The sequence below is a fragment of the Bradyrhizobium sp. PRIMUS42 genome (assembly GCF_023006515.1).
GTDB lineage: Bacteria > Pseudomonadota > Alphaproteobacteria > Rhizobiales > Xanthobacteraceae > Bradyrhizobium.
Map to the genome: position 1 here is coordinate 1 of NZ_JALBGZ010000057.1, position 16,940 is coordinate 16,940.

The 16,940-nt window shown below is 64.6% G+C and carries 14 protein-coding genes and 1 pseudogene; 7 read left to right on the top strand and 8 right to left on the bottom strand.

Features of this window, described 5'->3' with window-relative positions; genetic code table 11:
* The 3 genes from MOV75_RS08005 to MOV75_RS08015 all read left to right on the top strand — a co-directional run.
* Nucleotides 1–1,561, top strand: a 1,561-nt coding sequence (locus MOV75_RS08005) for an NAD(P)/FAD-dependent oxidoreductase (protein WP_247005312.1), incomplete at its 5' end; no start/stop codon positions are given.
* 134 nt (nucleotides 1,562–1,695) lie between these two features.
* Nucleotides 1,696–2,673 carry a peptidyl-alpha-hydroxyglycine alpha-amidating lyase family protein gene (locus MOV75_RS08010; RefSeq protein ID WP_246925964.1) on the top strand — a complete coding sequence of 326 codons (978 nt, stop codon included), beginning with the start codon at nucleotides 1,696–1,698 and terminating at the stop codon, nucleotides 2,671–2,673.
* Between the two features lie 214 nt (nucleotides 2,674–2,887).
* A complete protein-coding gene (locus MOV75_RS08015; protein ID WP_246925965.1) occupies nucleotides 2,888–3,445 on the top strand; it encodes an HNH endonuclease in 558 nt (185 codons plus the stop codon).
* Here MOV75_RS08015 and MOV75_RS08020 read toward each other — a convergent pair.
* A complete protein-coding gene (locus tag MOV75_RS08020) occupies nucleotides 3,412–4,443 on the bottom strand; it encodes a family 16 glycosylhydrolase (RefSeq protein ID WP_246925966.1) in 1,032 nt (343 codons plus the stop codon). The two genes, MOV75_RS08015 and MOV75_RS08020, sit on opposite strands and share 34 nt — an antisense overlap.
* Nucleotides 4,444–4,695: 252 nt before the next feature.
* Here MOV75_RS08020 and MOV75_RS08025 point away from each other — a divergent pair, with 252 nt between their 5' ends.
* The 3 genes from MOV75_RS08025 to MOV75_RS08035 all read left to right on the top strand — a co-directional run bounded on the left by MOV75_RS08025 (nucleotide 4,696) and on the right by MOV75_RS08035 (nucleotide 7,713).
* Entirely contained in the window at nucleotides 4,696–4,917 is a 222-nt protein-coding gene (locus tag MOV75_RS08025; protein WP_246925967.1) for a dodecin, read from the top strand.
* A 179-nt stretch (nucleotides 4,918–5,096) separates the two neighbouring features.
* Entirely contained in the window at nucleotides 5,097–7,001 is a 1,905-nt protein-coding gene (locus MOV75_RS08030; protein WP_246924987.1) for a sensor domain-containing diguanylate cyclase, read from the top strand.
* Nucleotides 7,002–7,089: 88 nt separating this feature from the next.
* Nucleotides 7,090–7,713 carry an HAD family phosphatase gene (locus MOV75_RS08035; protein ID WP_246924984.1) on the top strand — a complete coding sequence of 208 codons (624 nt, stop codon included), beginning with the start codon at nucleotides 7,090–7,092 and terminating at the stop codon, nucleotides 7,711–7,713.
* 12 nt (nucleotides 7,714–7,725) lie between these two features.
* On the opposite strand, the gene MOV75_RS08040 is transcribed toward MOV75_RS08035, so the two are convergent.
* The 7 genes from MOV75_RS08040 to MOV75_RS08070 form a co-directional block, all read right to left on the bottom strand.
* The gene (locus MOV75_RS08040) at nucleotides 7,726–8,988 is read right to left on the bottom strand and encodes an MFS transporter (RefSeq protein WP_246924982.1); all 1,263 of its coding nucleotides are present in this window, start codon (nucleotides 8,986–8,988) and stop codon (nucleotides 7,726–7,728) included.
* Nucleotides 8,989–9,030: 42 nt separating this feature from the next.
* Nucleotides 9,031–9,999, bottom strand: coding sequence for an ABC transporter ATP-binding protein (locus tag MOV75_RS08045; RefSeq protein ID WP_246924979.1), 969 nt, complete (start codon nucleotides 9,997–9,999; stop codon nucleotides 9,031–9,033).
* Nucleotides 9,996–10,991, bottom strand: a complete 996-nt coding sequence (locus MOV75_RS08050) for an ABC transporter ATP-binding protein (RefSeq protein WP_246924977.1) — start codon at nucleotides 10,989–10,991, stop codon at nucleotides 9,996–9,998. The genes MOV75_RS08045 and MOV75_RS08050 overlap by 4 nt, the downstream gene beginning before the upstream one ends.
* Nucleotides 10,991–11,908, bottom strand: coding sequence for an ABC transporter permease (locus tag MOV75_RS08055; RefSeq protein ID WP_246924975.1), 918 nt, complete (start codon nucleotides 11,906–11,908; stop codon nucleotides 10,991–10,993). Before MOV75_RS08055 ends, MOV75_RS08050 begins: the two co-directional genes overlap by 1 nt.
* A complete protein-coding gene (locus MOV75_RS08060) occupies nucleotides 11,874–12,833 on the bottom strand; it encodes an ABC transporter permease (protein ID WP_246924973.1) in 960 nt (319 codons plus the stop codon). The genes MOV75_RS08055 and MOV75_RS08060 overlap by 35 nt, the downstream gene beginning before the upstream one ends.
* Before the next feature lie 30 nt (nucleotides 12,834–12,863).
* On the bottom strand, nucleotides 12,864–14,654 hold the full coding sequence (locus MOV75_RS08065) for a peptide ABC transporter substrate-binding protein (protein ID WP_246924970.1): 1,791 nt from the start codon (nucleotides 14,652–14,654) through the stop codon (nucleotides 12,864–12,866).
* A 260-nt stretch (nucleotides 14,655–14,914) separates the two neighbouring features.
* On the bottom strand, nucleotides 14,915–16,333 hold the full coding sequence (locus MOV75_RS08070) for a M20 family metallopeptidase (protein WP_246924967.1): 1,419 nt from the start codon (nucleotides 16,331–16,333) through the stop codon (nucleotides 14,915–14,917).
* 287 nt (nucleotides 16,334–16,620) lie between these two features.
* On the opposite strand from MOV75_RS08070, the pseudogene MOV75_RS08075 reads away from it, so the two are divergent.
* A pseudogene (locus MOV75_RS08075) lies at nucleotides 16,621–16,940 on the top strand (S1C family serine protease); the annotation flags it as partial.

Genomic DNA, 16,940 nt, shown 5'->3' on the forward strand with positions numbered 1-16,940 from the left:
GCCCGCCGATTTCAAGATCGCGCCCGACCGCGCGCCGCCGCGCTGGGTGAGCCGCGCCGGCACCAACACCATCGAAGCGATCTTCAATTTCGAAACCGCAATCGGGCGCGGCAGCGGCATCATCCGGCTCATTCCGGATAGCGCTGATGGCGATCGTCTGAAGGCGTGGACGCTGCTGACCGCCCTCGACGAGCTCAAGGGTTTCGAAGAGCAGCTCGGCACGTCGCGCCCGCGCGGCCAGGCCTATTCCCGCGATTTCCGCGGACCGAACTGGCTCGATTTGCGCAACGCCTCGCGCGACTATGCGAAACGCGATCCGGCCGTGCTGGTGGTCGGCGGCGGCCAGGCCGGGCTCGCGATCGCAGCGCGGCTGAAGCAGTTGCAGGTCGACGCGCTGATCGTCGATCGCGAGATGCGGATCGGCGACAATTGGCGCAAGCGCTATCACGCACTGACCCTGCACAACCAGGTGCAAGTCAATCACCTCCCCTACATGCCGTTTCCGCCGAATTGGCCGACCTATATTCCCAAGGACAAGCTCGCCAATTGGTTCGAAGCCTACGTCGAGGCCATGGAGCTGAACTTCTGGACCGGCACCGAATTCGAAGGCGGCGCATATGACGAGGCCAAGGGATGCTGGACGGTCACACTGCGCCGCGCCGACGGCAGCAAGCGGACCATGCATCCCCGCCACGTGATCATGGCGACCGGCGTCAGCGGCATCGCCAACATCCCTGACATTCCGAGCCTCACCAATTTCCGGGGTACGCTGCTGCATTCCAGCGGCTACGAGGACGGCGAGAACTGGGCAGGCAAACGGGCGATCGTCATCGGCACCGGCAACAGCGGTCATGACATCGCGCAGGATCTGTATTCCAGCGGCGCCGAGGTGACACTGGTGCAGCGCGCAGCCACGCTGGTCACCAATATCGAGCCATCGGCGCAACTCGCTTATGCGACCTACAATGAAGGCACGCTCGAGGACAATGATCTGATCGCGGCCTCGATGCCGACGCCGCTGGCGCAGAAGACCCATGTGATGCTGACCGAGCAGTCCAAGGAACTCGACAAGGAGCTGCTCGATGGCCTCACTCGCGTCGGCTTCAAGCTCGATTTCGGCGAGGCCGGGACGGGGTGGCAATTCAAATACCTCACGCGTGGCGGCGGCTATTATTTCAACGTCGGCTGCTCCAACCTGATCGTCGAGGGCAAGATCGGGCTCAGGCAGTTTTCCGACATCGAGGGCTTCGTCGCGGAAGGCGCGCGGATGAAGGACGGCTCGACCATTGCCGCCGATCTCGTCGTGCTCTCGACCGGCTACAAGCCGCAGGACTATCTGGTGCGAAAGCTGTTCGGTGATGGCATCGCCGACCGCGTCGGTCCGATCTGGGGTTTTGGCGACGGCGTCGAGCTGCGCAACATGTATGCGCGCACCAGGCAGCCCGGGCTCTGGTTCATCGCCGGCAGCCTCGCGCAGTGCCGCATCAACTCGAAATATCTCGCGCTCCAGATCAAGGCGATCGAGGAAGGGATTTTGGGGCGTGAGGTGGGCACGGTCTGAGCCCCCGTCATTGCGAGCGCAGCGAAGCAATCCAGACTGTCGCCTCGGAAAGATTCTGGATTGCTTCGCTGCGCTCGCAATGACGACGCGGATGCAGTCGGGCACGACAGCAACAGTGAGAGGAAGGAACACCAATGCCAGCCATTCTCGGCACGGGCGAGCACCGCTACCGCGTCGTCGAAAACTTCGCCAAGCTCCCTGACGGCTGGCAGCTCACCGACGTCGCCTCGGTCGCGGTCGACAGCCGCGACCAGATCTACGTCTTCAATCGTGGCGCCCATCCGATGGTGGTGTTGGACCGCCAGGGTAATTTCCTGCGCAGCTTCGGCGAAGGGCTGTTCTCGCGCGCGCACGGCCTGCACATCGATGCCGACGACAATCTCTATTGCACCGATGACGGCGACCATACCGTGCGCAAATGCACCACCGACGGCAAGGTGCTGCTGACGATCGGCATTCCCGCAAAGCCGTCACCGTTCATGAGCGGCGGGCCGTTCCACCGCTGCACCCACACCGCGCTGTCGCCAAAGGGCGAGATCTACGTCTCCGACGGCTATGGCAATGCGCGCGTGCACAAGTTCACCCCCGACGGCAAGCTGATGATGAGCTGGGGCGAACCGGGCACCGATCCCGGCCAGTTCAACATCGTGCACAACATCGCCGCCGATGCCGACGGCTGGGTCTACGTCGCCGACCGCGAAAACCATCGCGTCCAGGTGTTCAACGGCGAGGGCAGATACGAAACGCAGTGGAACAATCTGCACCGGCCTTGCGCGCTGTGCTGCTGCGGCGGGGCCAAGAGCCCGACCTTCGTGATCGGCGAGCTCGGCCCCGGCATGGCCGTCAACCGCAAGGTGCCCAATCTCGGCCCGAGGCTGTCGATCGTTGACGCCAAGGGCAAGCGCATCGCGCGGCTCGGCGGCGAGGAGGGCCCGGGCGTTGCCAGCGGAAAATTCCTGGCACCGCACGGCATCGCGCTGGATTCGAAAGGCGACATCTATGTCGGCGAGGTCGGCGTCACCGACTGGAAGACGAGCTTTCCCGACGAGGAGATGCCGGCCGCGGTACGCGCCACGCGCTGTTTGCAGAAACTCGAGCGAGTACGGGAGTAGCTACCGGACAAAGCACGACGCGCAGGGACAGCCGGTTCCGGACCTGCCAGGTCGGCCCCTGGGGATCGCGGCTTTTTGCGCGCTTTTGCCACCCCGCCGCCGCATTGCTTGCGCCTGAATAAGTCGCTCAACGGGCTTCACAATCCCGTCACGCTGCATGTAGTATGTCAGTACATGCTGCTTCGCAGCGTATATTGGAGGCCGGGAGCGTTACTTGAACGCACATGTCTCGCAAGGCAGTTGGCCGGTGTTGGTGCTGAATGCGGACTTCCGGCCGCTGAGTTACTACCCGCTGTCTCTTTGGTCGTGGCAGGACGCGATCAAGGCGGTGTTTCTCGACCGCGTCAACATCGTCGCTCACTACGATCAGGCGGTCCACAGTCCCACGCTGCAGATGCAGCTGCCGAGCGTCGTCTCGCTCAAATCCTTCGTCAAGCCGACCACCCATCCCGCCTTCACCCGATTCAACGTCTTCCTGCGCGATCGTTTCGCCTGCCAATATTGCGGCTCGCCCGAAGACCTGACCTTCGATCACATCGTCCCGCGCAGCAAAGGCGGCCAGACCACCTGGGAGAACGTGGTCGCAGCGTGCTCGCCCTGTAACTTGCGCAAGGGCAATCTGACGCCCGCTCAGGCCAGGATGTTTCCACGCCAGAGCGCGTTCGCGCCGACCGTACACCAGCTCCACCGCAACGGCCGCCTGTTCCCGCCGAACTACCTGCACGATAGCTGGCTCGACTATCTGTACTGGGATACGGAGCTGGATCCGTAAGGTTGCGCCTGCTCCAAGTCGATCTGATAGGCGGAGATCCGGTCGATCTCGAATGCGACGCTCGGCGGCGATTCCGCGTCGACCGGACCAACCCCGAGAAAAAACTTCGACCCGATCGCAAGATTGACGATCATGTACATGGGATCGTCGAAGCCGATCGGCACCTTGATGTCGGAGACCGGCCTGCGGTCGATGAAATAGACCAGGCGATCCTCCTGCCACAGCACACCGTAATTGTGGAATACGCTGGAGGCATCGCCGACCGCGAAATCGAAGCCACAGGACTGGATCTTCTGGGTCGAGGGGATCCGCCAATGGGTCGTCATCACCAGATCGCCCGGCCGCTCGCCGCGGCCCTCCAGCACGTCGACTTCCGGCGGCCAGCCACCGTCGTCCGCCAGCATCCAGAACGCCGGCCACACCGCATGGCCGACCGGCACCTTGGCGCGGATTTCGAAATACCCATGCTTCTGGGTGAACCTGCCCTGGGTCGTCAGGATGCCTGAGATGTATTCGTTGTCGAACAGCAACGGTTTCAATTCCGGCGGCGTGCGGCTGGCGATGATCGACAGCACGCCGTCCTTCACCCTGAACGGATCGAGCCCGAGCGGCGCCGCCGCACGACCCGCATAACGCGGATCGACGTAGATCTGCTGCTCGCCATTGGCGCTGGTCTTGCGCTTGAAGTCGGAGCCGTCGCCGCCCCAATAGCGCGCCTCCGGCCAGGCCGCTCCGCCCGCATAATGCGGGACCCAGCGTCCATTCGACAGCGGATGCTCGTCAAAATCCTCGCTGAAAGTCCGGCGCAGCGGCAGGAACACGAGCGAGGCGGGATTGACCGCCTCCAGCCGGCGGCACGCGATGGTGGAAGGATCGGTCGTGACCTGCAGCGACATGCCCGCCGGCGCGCCATCGAGCTCATCCTGCGCAACACACGGCGCAGGCAGCACGCCGAGGCCGATCGCAACCAGAGTGCCCCTCGTCCAACGGTCGATCATCACCGCACTCGAAGATGCCATGACATCCACGTAGGTTAGCTCAGCGATTTCCGCCCGGGCAACTGCGGCATCCAACGCCGGAGGGCGATTTGAGAACCATTTCTCCCGCCTCCCTCCGCCCCGCGGACGGCGCGCTCCACCCTCCCCCGATGCATGCGGGCCGTCACGGGACGGAACCCGGAGGACTGGCGCTCGTTCAGATCAGAGCGCACGCGGCAAGGCGTGCCACGAGGCAACCGAGGGAGTCTCATCATGCCCACAGCCGAACATGATCACGTCTACAAGATCCTGGAACTGGTCGGATCGTCCGAGACCTCGATCGAGGACGCGATCAAGAACGCGGTCAGCCGCGCCGGGAAGACCGTTCGCGAGATGAAATGGTTCGAGGTGGTGCAGACGCGCGGCCACATCGAGAACGGCACCGTCCGCCACTACCAGGTGACGCTGCGCGTCGGCTTCACGCTGGAGGGATGACGCGGCGCACGCCGGGCGGAACCGTCGCGCGCGGCGCGGCGTGACCCCTCCGCCCGACGCGAGGCTCGTGATATCCACAACCGTCCCCGGTCCAGTACGGACCAGCGCAATCATCGCGAATATCGCAACAGGCCGTTAAGGTGGAAGTGAGAGGTTTGCTCCAATTTGGAGCAAACCTGATGGTCACGAGCCGCGAACTCGGCAAGACGCGTCTTCCGCTCTGGGCGGCAGGGTTTGTCGTGCTGATTTGCGTTGCGATCCTGGGCCTGAGTGCCTGGCGCGAATGGGAAGCGCGCGAGGCCGACCTCAGGAACGCCGAAGTCGACGTCGCCAATCTGGCCCATGCCCTGGTCCAGCATGCGGACGACACGTTCGAGCTCGTCGATACGCTCCTGGTCGGGCTGGTCCATCGGCTCGAACTCGACGGAACGGGACCGGACACGATCGCAAAGCTCCAGGCCTATCTCCCCACGCGCAAATCATCGGACCGCATCCGCGGCATCTTCGTCTATGACGCGAGCGGCCGGTGGCTTGCCACGACCGAGCGCCTCGACTTCTCCAAGCTCAACAACAGCGACCGCGAATATTTCCGGCGCCATCGCGACTCGCCGGACCCGGGCACGCTGATCGGACCTCCGATCAAAAGCCGCGCCGGAGGCCAATGGATCATCACCGCGTCCCGCCGGATCAACGATTCCGACGGCGGCTTCGCCGGCGTTGCTCTGCTCACGATCGACGTTAGCTATTTCGCCAAGTTCTACGAGCGGTTCGACATCGGCCCGAACGGCTCGGCGTCGCTGCTCAACAACAGTGGCATCATGCTGGCGCGCAGCCGCGACGAGAGCGGCGCCTTCGCCGGACGCGACCTGTCCAATGCGCCGTTGTTCAAGGGGTGGAAAAGCCGCCCCGCCGCGGCGGTCTACTATTTCAAGTCGCCGCTCGATGGCGTGCAGCGGCTGAGCTATTACCAGCGCAGCAGCCGCTATCCCCTGATGGTGCTGGCGAGCAAGTCGCAGGACGACGTGCTGGCCCCCTGGCGGAGCGCGGCAGCCGCGCGCATGACCTTCGTCGTCGGTCTCGTCCTGCTGATCGCCGTGATCGGCTACTACCTTGTCCGCCAGTTGCTGCAGCGGCAACGCACGGCACAGGCCCTCGTCGCCAAGGAAGCCAATTTCCGCCTGCTGGCCGAGCAATCCAGCGACATGGTGACCCGCATCGGGCTGGATAACCGGCTGCTCTACGTCTCTCCGTCCTGCGCGCGCATCACCGGCTGGTCGGCCGAAGAACTGCTGGGCACGTCGGCCCTGGCCGGCATTCACGCGGACGACATGGAGCGGGTAGAGCAAGCCATCGCCGCGCTGAAGAATGGCGAAGCCGAGGAGGCGAGGTTCGTCTATCGCCAGCGCCATCGCGACAAGGGCGAAATCTGGGCCGAGGCGGCGCTGCACGTGACCCTGGCGTCGGACAGCGGCGCGATCGACGGCGTCGTCGCGGTCGTGCGTGACATGACCGAGCAGAAGGACCTTCAGGACAAGCTCGCCTCGCTGGCGACGACCGACGGCCTCACGGGTCTTGCCAACCGGCGCGCATTCGACGAGCGCCTTGCCGACGAATGGGCGCGGTCCCGGCGCGACGGCACGCAGCTCTCGCTGCTGCTGATCGATGTCGATCATTTCAAGAAGTTCAACGACCATTACGGACATCAAGCGGGCGACGCCTGCCTGCGCGCGCTCAGCCGCATACTATCGGCTCAGGCCAGGCGCCCGGCCGATCTCGCCGCGCGTTATGGCGGTGAGGAATTCGCCGTATTGCTTCCGAACACCGGCCCTGACGGCTGCGCCGAGGTCGGCGAGGGAATTCGCCAGGCGCTGCACGAGCTCGCCATGCTGCATGGGCAAAATCCGCCGACCCGGCTGGTGACTGCGAGCCTCGGCGGCGCATCGGCTGTTCCGTCCGAGACCACGATGGACTGCAGCACGCTGGTCGCCGCCGCCGACCGCGCGCTCTACGCCGCCAAGGACGGCGGCCGTGACCGGCTGGTGATGTCGGGACAGGTCATACCATGGCCCGCGAAGACGGCTTGACGGGATCGGCCGGCGTTTGTCGCGCACGTTCCGGCACGATATGATTCGGATCGCGGCCGGATGTTCGGCCGATCCGAGAGTGTCCGCCGTGACTGATGGGATCAAGCTCGTCCTCTTCGACATGGACAACGTCCTGTGCGACTACGACAGGGGCAAACGTGTCGCGCGTCTGGCGGAGCTTGCGGGATCAAGCAGCGAGACCGTCCACCAGGCGATCTGGGACAGCGGATTCGAGCTCCTCGGCGATTCCGGCGCGCTCGATGCCACCGACTATCTGCGCGGATTCGGCGAGCGCATCGGCTATCCGCTGTCGCTCGACGAATGGGTCGAGGCGCGGCGCCGCTCGATGCGGGCGGATCGCGCGATGCTGGAAATTGCCGCGAGCTTGCGCAAGACCGTCGATATCGCCGTGCTGACCAACAACACCACGCTGGTCGCGGACCACATCGACACGCTGCTGCCGGAGCTGCGTCCGCTGTTCGGCGCGAATATCTACACCTCGGCCCAGTTCAAGACCGCGAAGCCGGACCCGCGCTGCTACCGTCTCTGCCTGTCCGAGCTGCAGGTGGCGCCCGCGACCGTTCTCTTCATCGACGACCTCGCGCAGAATGTCGCCGGAGCGAAGGAAGCCGGTCTCCTGGCGCATCATCACACCACGCCGGAGGCTCTGAGGCAGGCGCTCGCAATGCACGGCCTGCTCGAGGCGTCATGAGCAGACGCCGAATCAGGCAAGCTCCGCGCCGCGCCGCTCCGGAACCAGCGCGAGCAGCGCCACGACATCGAGCAAATAGAGCAGCGCCAGCGCACCGATCGCCGTCGGAAAGCCGTAGGATGCGCTGATCAGGCCGACCACCAGCGGACCGAACCCCGCGACCGCGCGGCCGATATTGAAGAACACGTTTTGTGCAGTCGCCCGCGAAGCGGTCGGATAGAGCTCGCTCATCAGCGCCCCGTAGCCGCCGAGCATGCCGTTGACGAAGAAGCCCATCACGGCTCCACCGATCAACAGCGCGGTTGCGGCAGTCAATTGCGAATAGACCAGCACCATGACGGCTGCGCCCAGCATGTAAGTAAGGAACGCAGGACGGCGACCGAAGCGATCGGCCGCATGGCCGAACAGAAAGATGCCAAGCGCCATGCCGGCAATGGTGACGGAGGTCCAGACTGCCGATTGGGTGAGGCCATAACCGAACCGCGTCGAGAGATAGTTCGGCAGCCAGATCATGATGCCGTAATAGCCGAAATTCTGCACCGAGCAGAGGATGACCATGGCAAGGCTGATCTTTGCCGTCTCTCTGTCGGCGACGAGCGCGCGAAGCGAGGCGACGGCATCCGTCGTCGTGGCTCTGCGTGCCAGGAAGATGTCGGGTTCGTGCAGCCTGCGCCGGATCACATAGGCAGCCAGAGCCGGAAAGAGCCCGACCGCGAACATGCCGCGCCAGCCGATGAGAGGCAGGAGGATCGGCGTCACCAGCGCCGCACAGAGCACGCCGAATTGCCAGCCGAGACCGACATAGGAGGTCGCCCGCGCCCGCTTGTCCGACGGCCAGGCCTCGGCGACCAGCGCCATGCCTATGCCGAATTCGCCGCCGAGCCCGATGCCGGCGATGGCCCGGTAGATCATGAGATCCCAATAGCCCTGGGCCAAGGCGCATAGTCCCGTGAAGACCGCAAACAGGACAATGCTCCAGGTCAGGACGCGGACCCGGCCGAGCCGGTCGGACAGCAGGCCGAAGACGAAGCCACCGAGCACCGCCCCGACCAGTGTCGCGGTCACCAGCGAGGCAGCCTGCGGCTGTGTCAGATGAAGGTCTTTCGAGATCGCCGTCAGCATGAAGCCCAGGATGAGCAGATCGAACCCATCCATGCCGTAACCCAGCGCAGATCCCCACAACGCCCGGCGCGCATCGGCGCCGATTTTGGAGGCTCGAGTCGAAAGCAGCTCCGCTTCAGTCACGATGAGACCGGTATCATGGATCTGACTCACGTTCCCCTCCCCGCACCAATCCGTCGCAATCGCCTGCCGGCGTCAGGCCAGATGACACGCCACGAAATGCCCCCCAGCGCCCTCCTTCAGCACGGGCGCGCTCTCGGCGCAGCGCGGCTGGGCGATGGGACAGCGGGTGTGGAAGTGGCAGCCCGACGGCGGCTTCATCGGGCTCGGCACGTCGCCCTTGAGGCGGACGCGCTCGCGCTTGAGCTTGGGATCGGGCACCGGCACCGCTGACAATAGCGCCCTGGTATAGGGATGCTGCGGGTTGCGGTAGAGATCGCTCGCTTTCGCCAACTCGACGATGCGGCCGAGATACATCACCGCGACGCGGTCGGAGATGTGCTCGACCACGGAGAGGTCGTGCGCGACGAAGAGATAGGTGAGGTTCAGCTCCGCCTGGAGGTCTTCCAGCAGGTTGATGACCTGGGCCTGGATCGACACGTCGAGCGCCGAGACCGGCTCGTCGCAGACGATCAGCTTCGGCTCGACTGCGAGCGCGCGCGCGATCACGATGCGCTGGCGCTGGCCGCCGGAGAATTCATGCGGATAGCGCCGCATGTGCTCGGCCTTGAGCCCGACCTTGACCAGCAGGCCCGCGACACGTTCCTCGCGCTCACTGGCGGAAGACGCGAGATTGTGGATGGTGAAGGCCTCGCCGAGGATCGCGCCGACCGTCATGCGCGGATTGAGCGAGGCGAACGGGTCCTGGAACACCAGCTGCATGTTCCGGCGCATCGCGCGCAGGTCATTGCCGCCGAGCTGGCGTACGTCCTGGCCGTCGAAGGTGACTTCGCCGTCGGTCGGCTCGATCAGGCGCAGCACGCAACGTCCCGTGGTCGACTTGCCGCATCCGGATTCGCCGACGAGACCGAGCGTCTCGCCGCGGTTGACCGAGAACGACACGCCGTCGACCGCATAGACGGTGCCGACCTGGCGCGACAACAGGCCACCGAGCACAGGGAAATGTTTCTTCAGGCCGCTGACGCGCAGCAAGGGCTCGCTCATGCCGCGCCTCCCAGATTTGTATCCCCGAGATGACAGGCCATGCGATGGCCAGGCGAAACCTCGCGCAGCAACGGCTCCTTCTCGGTGCAGACACTCATGGCGAATTTGCAGCGCGGCGCGAAGCGGCAGCCGACCGGCGGATTGATCAGGATCGGCACCGAGCCGCCGATCGCCTCGAGCCGCGTCTTGTGCTCGCTGTCGAGATCGATGCGCGGGATCGAGCGGATCAACCCTTGCGTATAGGGATGGCGGGGATTGCCGAACAGCTCGTCGACCGGCGCCTCCTCCACCACCTTGCCGGCGTACATCACGACGACGCGCTGCGCGGTCTCGGCGACCACGCCCATGGCATGGGTGATCAGCATCACCGCCATGCCGAAGCGCTCCTTCATGTCCTGGAGCAGGTCGAGGATCTGCGCCTGGATGGTGACGTCCAGCGCGGTGGTGGGCTCGTCGGCGATGATCAGCTTCGGCTTGCAGGCCAGCGCCATCGCGATCATCACGCGCTGGCGCATACCGCCGGAGAACTGGTGCGGATAATTGTGCACGCGACCTTCGGCATTCGGGATCTGCACCAGCTTCAGCATCTCGATGGTGCGATCGAGCGCCTGCTTCCTCGTCACGGCCTCGTGGCGGCGCAGGCTCTCGGCAATCTGCTCGCCGATGGTGAGCACCGGGTTGAGCGAGGTCATCGGCTCCTGGAAGATGAAGCCGATCTCCTTGGCCCTGATTTCGTCGAGCTGACTGCTGGTCAGCGGCACGAGATCGCGGCCCTCGAAGATGATCTGGCCCGCCGCGATCCGGCCCGGCGGCATCGCGATCAGCTTCAGGATCGACATCGCGGTCACGGTCTTGCCGCAGCCGGATTCGCCGACGACGCAGAGCGTCTCGCCCCGGTTGATGGAGATGTCGACGCCATCGACGGCCTGGAGGATGCCGTCGTCGGTGGAGAAGTGGGTTTTCAGGCCCTTGATCTCGAGCAGCGGCGCCATCAGATCACCCGTCGCGCATCGAGCGCGTCACGCAGGCCGTCGCCGATGAAGTTGATGGCGACCACCGCGATGAAGATCGCGCCGCCCGGAAACAGCGCCCAGTGCGGACCGATGTCGAGGAAGTCCTTGGCGTCGTACAGCAGGCGCCCCCAGGTCGGCGTATCCGGCGGGAAACCGAGGCCGAGGAAGGACAGCGTCGATTCCGCGATGATCGCGGCGGCGACGTCGATGGTGCCGGCGATGATCACCGGGCCGAGCGCATTCGGCAGGATATGCCGCACCACCTGCCGCACCGGGCTGGCGCCGAGTGCCCGTGCCGCCTCGACGAACTCCTTTTCGCGGATCGACAGGAACTGCGCGCGCACGAGCCGCGCCACCGGCATCCAGCGCAGCCCCCCGATCACGAGCACGATCAGGATGAAGATGCCGCCTTCCGGACCAAATACCTGCTTCAGCCCATCGCGGAACAGATAGATCAGCAGCAGCAGCAGCGGCAGTTGCGGCAGCGACAGGAACAGGTCGGTGAGCCACATCAGGCCGTGCCCGAGCGCACCGCGCGACATGCCGGCCAGCGCACCGATCAGGGTGCCGATGAAGACGGAGACCAGCATCGCGGCGAGGCCGACCGCGAGCGAGATGCGGCCGCCATAGATCATGCGCGCCAGAATGTCCTGGCCGAGATCATCGGTGCCGAAGGGATGGGCGAGCGAGGGTCCTTGCAGGCCCGCGACGATGTCGATCTCGTTGATCTTGATGCGCCAGACGAAGGGCCCGACCACGACGGCGAGCACCAGAACGAGGAGCAGGAAGGCGCTGACGACGGCGAGCTTGTGGCGGCTATAGCGCCGCCACGTCTCGCGCCAGGGCGAGTAGACGCGCCGCTCAGCGGAGGGAGATGCGAGGGTCAAGCCAGCCATAAAGAACGTCCGCGATGAGATTGAACAACACGACCAGGCACGCGAAGACGAAAGTCACGGCCATCACCACCGGCGTGTCGTTGGACAGGATCGAAGAGATCAGCAGCGAGCCGATACCGGGGATGCGGAAGATCTGCTCGGTGACGATGGCGCCGCCGAACACGGCAGGCATCTGCAGCGCGATCAGCGTCACGACCGGGATCATGGCGTTGCGCATCACGTGCTTGACGATGACCTTGGCCTGGCCGAGGCCCTTGGCGCGCGCCGTGGTGACGTAATCGAGCCGGATCACATCCAGCATCGCCGATCGCACGAAACGCGTCATCGACGCCGCCTGGAACAGGCCGAGCACCGCCACCGGCATGATCGCCTGGCGGATCATCTCCAGCACCCAGCGGATGCCGGTGCCCTTGATGTCGGTGGTATAGACGAACGGCAGCCAGTCCAGCGTGACCGAGAAGATCAGGATGAACAGGATGCCGGTGAAGAAGGTCGGCAGCGAGAAGCCGACGAAGGCGAGCGTGTTCGCGATCTGGTCGAACAGCGAGTACGGCTTGGTCGCGGCATAGACGCCGACCGGGATCGCTATCAGCAGGGCCAGGATCTGCGCCGAGCCGATCACATAGAGCGTGGCCGGCAGGCGCTGGAGAATCAGCGTGTCGACGTCCATCCGGCTGACGAAGGAGAAGCCCCAGTCGCCGTGCAGCATGGCGTTGAGCCAATGCAGGTAGCGGAGGTGAATCGGATCGTCGAGGCCGAACTTGGCCCGAAGCGCGGCCTGCACTTCGGGCGGAACGTTCGGGTTGGTCGCCAATTCGGAGAACGGGTCGCCGGGCGCGAGCGCAAGCACGACGAACAGCACGACCGAGATTCCGAGCAGGCTCGGAAGCGCGATCAGGAGGCGACGTAGAACGTATTGACTCATGAGGGAAAGCCCCCGTCTAGCGCTGGGGGATCATTCCTCGCGGTACCAGTCGAACAGATTGTCGGTCTCGTTGGCCCAGCCGGAGATTACCGGCCGCAGCGTGTTCGAGGCCGCCTCCACCTTGAGCCGGTGCTGCGCAGGAATGAACACGGTGTCCTGGAACAGCAGATCGTTGGCCTTGACATAGAGCGCCGCGCGCTTGACCGGATCCATCTCGCCGTCGGCGGCGTCGATGGTGGCGTCGTACTCCTTGTTGACGTAGCGCGGGAAGTTGGTGCCCTGCCACTTGTTCTCCTTCGTCGCCACGTTGCTCGAATGATAGCGGCGCATGTGCTGGGCCGGATCCGGCTGGCTCATCGGGATCTGGAACATCTCGATGTCGGCATAGAACTTGGCATAGGTGTCGGGATTGGCGACGTCCGACGAGAAGAACACCGATGCCACGACCGACTTCAGCTCGACGTCGATGCCGGCCTTCTGACAGGCCTGCTTGACGATCGCCTGGGTCTTCTGGCGCGGACCGTTGATCGAGGTTTGGTACACGAGCTTCAGCTTCTTGCCATCCTTCTCGCGAATACCGTCCGCGCCGGGCTTCCAGCCGGCATCGTCGAGGATCTTCGAGGCCTTCTCGACGCTGAATTCCCACGAGGTGTTCTTGGAGACGAACTTTTCGGGGCCGTTGAGGAAATTCGCGGTGGTGCGGCCGGCACGGCCGTAGATTGCCTTCTTGATGGAATCGCGATCGACCAGCAACGACAGCGCCTTGCGCACGGCAGGGTCGGAGAAGAGCGGATGCTTGGTCTTCATCGAGGCGCGTTCGCCGTCGACCTCGGTGTTTGGATCGGTGAAATTGAGTGCGATGAACTCGGTATCGCCGCCCACGGCATAGATGGTCTTGCCCTTGCCGCCCTTCTCCAGGCGCAGCAGAACGTCGTCCTCGACCTGGATATTCCAGCCGAAATCATACTCGCCGGTCTGAATCACCGCGCGTGCGGCCGAGACCGCGTCGCCGCCGCCCTTCATCTCGAGCGTGTCGAAATAGGGCCGGTTCGGCATGTGATAGTCTTTGTTGATCTCGCCACGGATCAGGTCGCCGGGCTTGAATTCGAGGAATTTATAGGGGCCGGTGCCGACCGGCGCGAGATTGTTCGGCGCTTCGCGGGACTTGGAGCCCTTGTACTCGGCGAACAGGTGCTTGGGCAGAATCTGTCCGGTCGCACCGACGAAGGCGTCCGCCCAGAACGGTGTCGGCTTCTTGAAGCTGAGGCGGACCGTGAGGTCATCGACCTTCTCGACCGTGATGTCGCGGTAGGTCGCCACGGTGACGGCGGCGGTCGCCGGATCCCTGATGTACTCCCAGGTAAAGACGACGTCGTCGGCTGAGAACGGCTTGCCGTCATGCCATTTCACGCCGGGCTTCAGCTTCCACGTCACCGACTTGCCGTCGGCGGCCAGCAGACCGTTCTGTGTCGAGGGAATTTCCGACGCCAGCACCAGCTTCATGTTGCCGTCCGGATCCCAGCAGGCGAGCGGTTCGTAGAACAGGCGCGAGCCGTCCTGGTCCTTGGTGCCGGTGGCGAAATGCGGATTGAGCAAGGTCGGTCCCTGCCACCACAACAGCTTCAGCGCACCGCCGCCGCCACGCTTGGTGGGCTTGTAGGTCGAGGTGCCCTCGGCCATGGCGACGCCGCCGAGCGCGAGGATCTGGTTGGCCAGGGGTGCGGTGAGACCGACGGCAGCAAGACGCTGGATGAAGGCGCGGCGATCCATCCGCCCATCCTTCACTTTGCCGATCATCGAACGCAGTTCTTTATCCAGCATGGTTGTCCCCCGCCTGGTTCCCATAGTGATGAGGGCGGCCGCATTACGTGGCTGCCCATTTGGCTGGCAGTAGATGGCACACCGAATGGGGGGCGCGTCAACTGCGACCGTGTGTATGCAAACGGTCTTCTGGCTGTCTGTTGGGCAAAACTGCGGTCTGCAGCCCATCCGTTCGGCAATCCAGCATCAAAACATGCTGGATTGCACGCTGCAGTGCGAAAAATTTGTTCGCCGATCAGACGAAGTATCGAGACGAAATTCTACGCGACGGACATGTCGAGCGGCGGCTCAACATGATCCGGCAGCGGACAGACATAGGGCGTCTTGGCCGTCCGCTTTTTCAGGTCGGCCTTGGCTGCCTTGATCAGCTCCGGATCCGTCAGCGCCTTGATGCCGAGACCGGCCATCGCCTTGGCCGCCTGCACCATGGCCTTGTGGGCATGCGGGCTCTTGCCCTGCGCCACCACCTGCCAGGTGTGGAAGGGCGTGCCGATTGCAACCGTGGGTGCGTGAACCTGCACGGTCGGCACCACCCAGCTGACGTCGCCGACGTCGGTCGAGCCGACCAGCGGATTGCGCTTGGCATCGAGCGGCACCAGGAAGTCGGCCAGCGGCCGATCGGTCTGCTCCATGCCGATCGCGTAATAGACCGACGCGATATCCTTGTCGCTCAGCGTCGCGCGGATCTGGCCGGCAAAGCTCTTGTCCGCGTCGTCGAAATGCGGCGGTCCGAGCTCTTCCATGACCCGGTGCAGCGCCTGCTCCAGCGGCGTGTTCGGGAGGATGTTGGAGACCGCTGAGATGATCTTCATCTCGACCTTGGTCTCGGTCATCAGCGCCGCGCCCTCAGCGATCTTGCTCACGCGTCCGACCAGTTCGTTCATGCCGGGAAGATCGCGGGCACGGATCGAATAGCGCACCCGCGCATGGGCCTGCACCACGTTGGGCGCGATGCCGCCGGTGTCGAGCAGCGCGTAATGCACGCGCGCGTCGCTCGGCATGTGCTCGCGCATGTAGTTCACGCCGACATTCATCAATTCCACCGCATCGAGCGCGGAACGGCCGAGATGCGGCGAGGCCGCGGCATGCGAGGTTCGGCCGGTGAAGATGAAGTCCGCGCGCGTGTTGGCGAGCGACGGCGTCACCGCGACCTCCCAGAAGCTGTGCGGATGCCAGGTGATGGCGATGTCGGCGTCCTCGAACGCGCCGGAGCGCACCATGAAGGCCTTTGCCGCGCCGCCTTCTTCGGCCGGGCAGCCATAGTATCGCACGCGACCGGGCACCTTGTTTTCGGCGAGCCAGTCCTTCACCGCGGTCGCGGCGAGCAGCGCCGCGGAACCGAGCAGATTGTGACCGCAGCCGTGGCCGTGCCCGCCCGTTTCGACTGGACGATGCTCGGCCACGCCCGCTTCCTGGCTGAGGCCGGGCAGCGCGTCATATTCCCCCATGAAGGCGATGACCGGACCGCCCTCGCCCCACTCGCCCATCACCGCGGTCGGAATGCCGGCGACGTTCTCTGTGATGCGGAAACCCTGATGACGCAGCTCGGCGAGATGCTCGGCGGCGGACCGCGCCTCGGTGTAGCACACCTCGGGCATGCCCCAGACCTTGTCGCTGAGGTCGATGAAACGCGCCTTGATCGTGTCGATGCCACGCCAGATGTCGCTGCGGTTATCCATGCTTCGATCCGTGATCCCTTGGTCAAACGAAGCGGCAATGGTTAGCAGTTTCACCGCACCGCGCCTAGCACCTCGCCGGACGGCAGCCATGCGACGCATGCCGGATCGAGGGTCGCCTGCCACCCGTGCATGAGGCGCTTCTGTGCCTTTCGAAATATCTCGCGCGTCGTCCTCACGAATAGTTAGAAACGAGGCTTTAAAGACGGCCTCCCCCGGCCTAAATTAGGCCTGCTTCGCGCCTCGCTCCTCTGCAATCGCGGAGCGATGCACTCAGCCAGGAGAACTCCATGCCCGCCCTGACCGAATGGAGAGTGCCGCCGGCCAATCAGCCGCGTGCGGGCGACTACGGTTTCGATCTCGACCGCGCGCTCGCATCCGTTGTCGGCCTGCATGCCATCATCCCGCCGGACGCCTTCAGCGCCGAGACGCTGGGCACCGAACGGGCCGGCAACGGGGTCGTGATCGACGACGGGCTGGTGCTCACGATAGGTTATCTCATTACCGAGGCGGAGTCGGTCTGGCTGCACCGCGCCGACGGACGCGTGGTGGAGGGTCATGCGCTCGGCTTCGATTCCGAGACCGGGTTCGGGCTGGTGCAGGCGCTCGG

What these genes read in the sequence shown, in the direction of transcription:
- MOV75_RS08020 (WP_246925966.1), bottom strand. Translation starts at nt 4,443, where the DNA reads ATGATCGACCGTTGGACGAGGGGCACTCTGGTTGCGATCGGCCTCGGC.
- MOV75_RS08065 (WP_246924970.1), bottom strand. Translation starts at nt 14,654, where the DNA reads ATGCTGGATAAAGAACTGCGTTCGATGATCGGCAAAGTGAAGGATGGG.
- MOV75_RS08070 (WP_246924967.1), bottom strand. Translation starts at nt 16,333, where the DNA reads ATGGATAACCGCAGCGACATCTGGCGTGGCATCGACACGATCAAGGCG.
- MOV75_RS08050 (WP_246924977.1), bottom strand. Translation starts at nt 10,991, where the DNA reads ATGGCGCCGCTGCTCGAGATCAAGGGCCTGAAAACCCACTTCTCCACC.
- MOV75_RS08025 (WP_246925967.1), top strand. Translation starts at nt 4,696, where the DNA reads ATGCCCACAGCCGAACATGATCACGTCTACAAGATCCTGGAACTGGTC.
- MOV75_RS08045 (WP_246924979.1), bottom strand. Translation starts at nt 9,999, where the DNA reads ATGAGCGAGCCCTTGCTGCGCGTCAGCGGCCTGAAGAAACATTTCCCT.
- MOV75_RS08060 (WP_246924973.1), bottom strand. Translation starts at nt 12,833, where the DNA reads ATGAGTCAATACGTTCTACGTCGCCTCCTGATCGCGCTTCCGAGCCTG.
- MOV75_RS08055 (WP_246924975.1), bottom strand. Translation starts at nt 11,908, where the DNA reads ATGGCTGGCTTGACCCTCGCATCTCCCTCCGCTGAGCGGCGCGTCTAC.
- MOV75_RS08010 (WP_246925964.1), top strand. Translation starts at nt 1,696, where the DNA reads ATGCCAGCCATTCTCGGCACGGGCGAGCACCGCTACCGCGTCGTCGAA.
- MOV75_RS08030 (WP_246924987.1), top strand. Translation starts at nt 5,097, where the DNA reads ATGGTCACGAGCCGCGAACTCGGCAAGACGCGTCTTCCGCTCTGGGCG.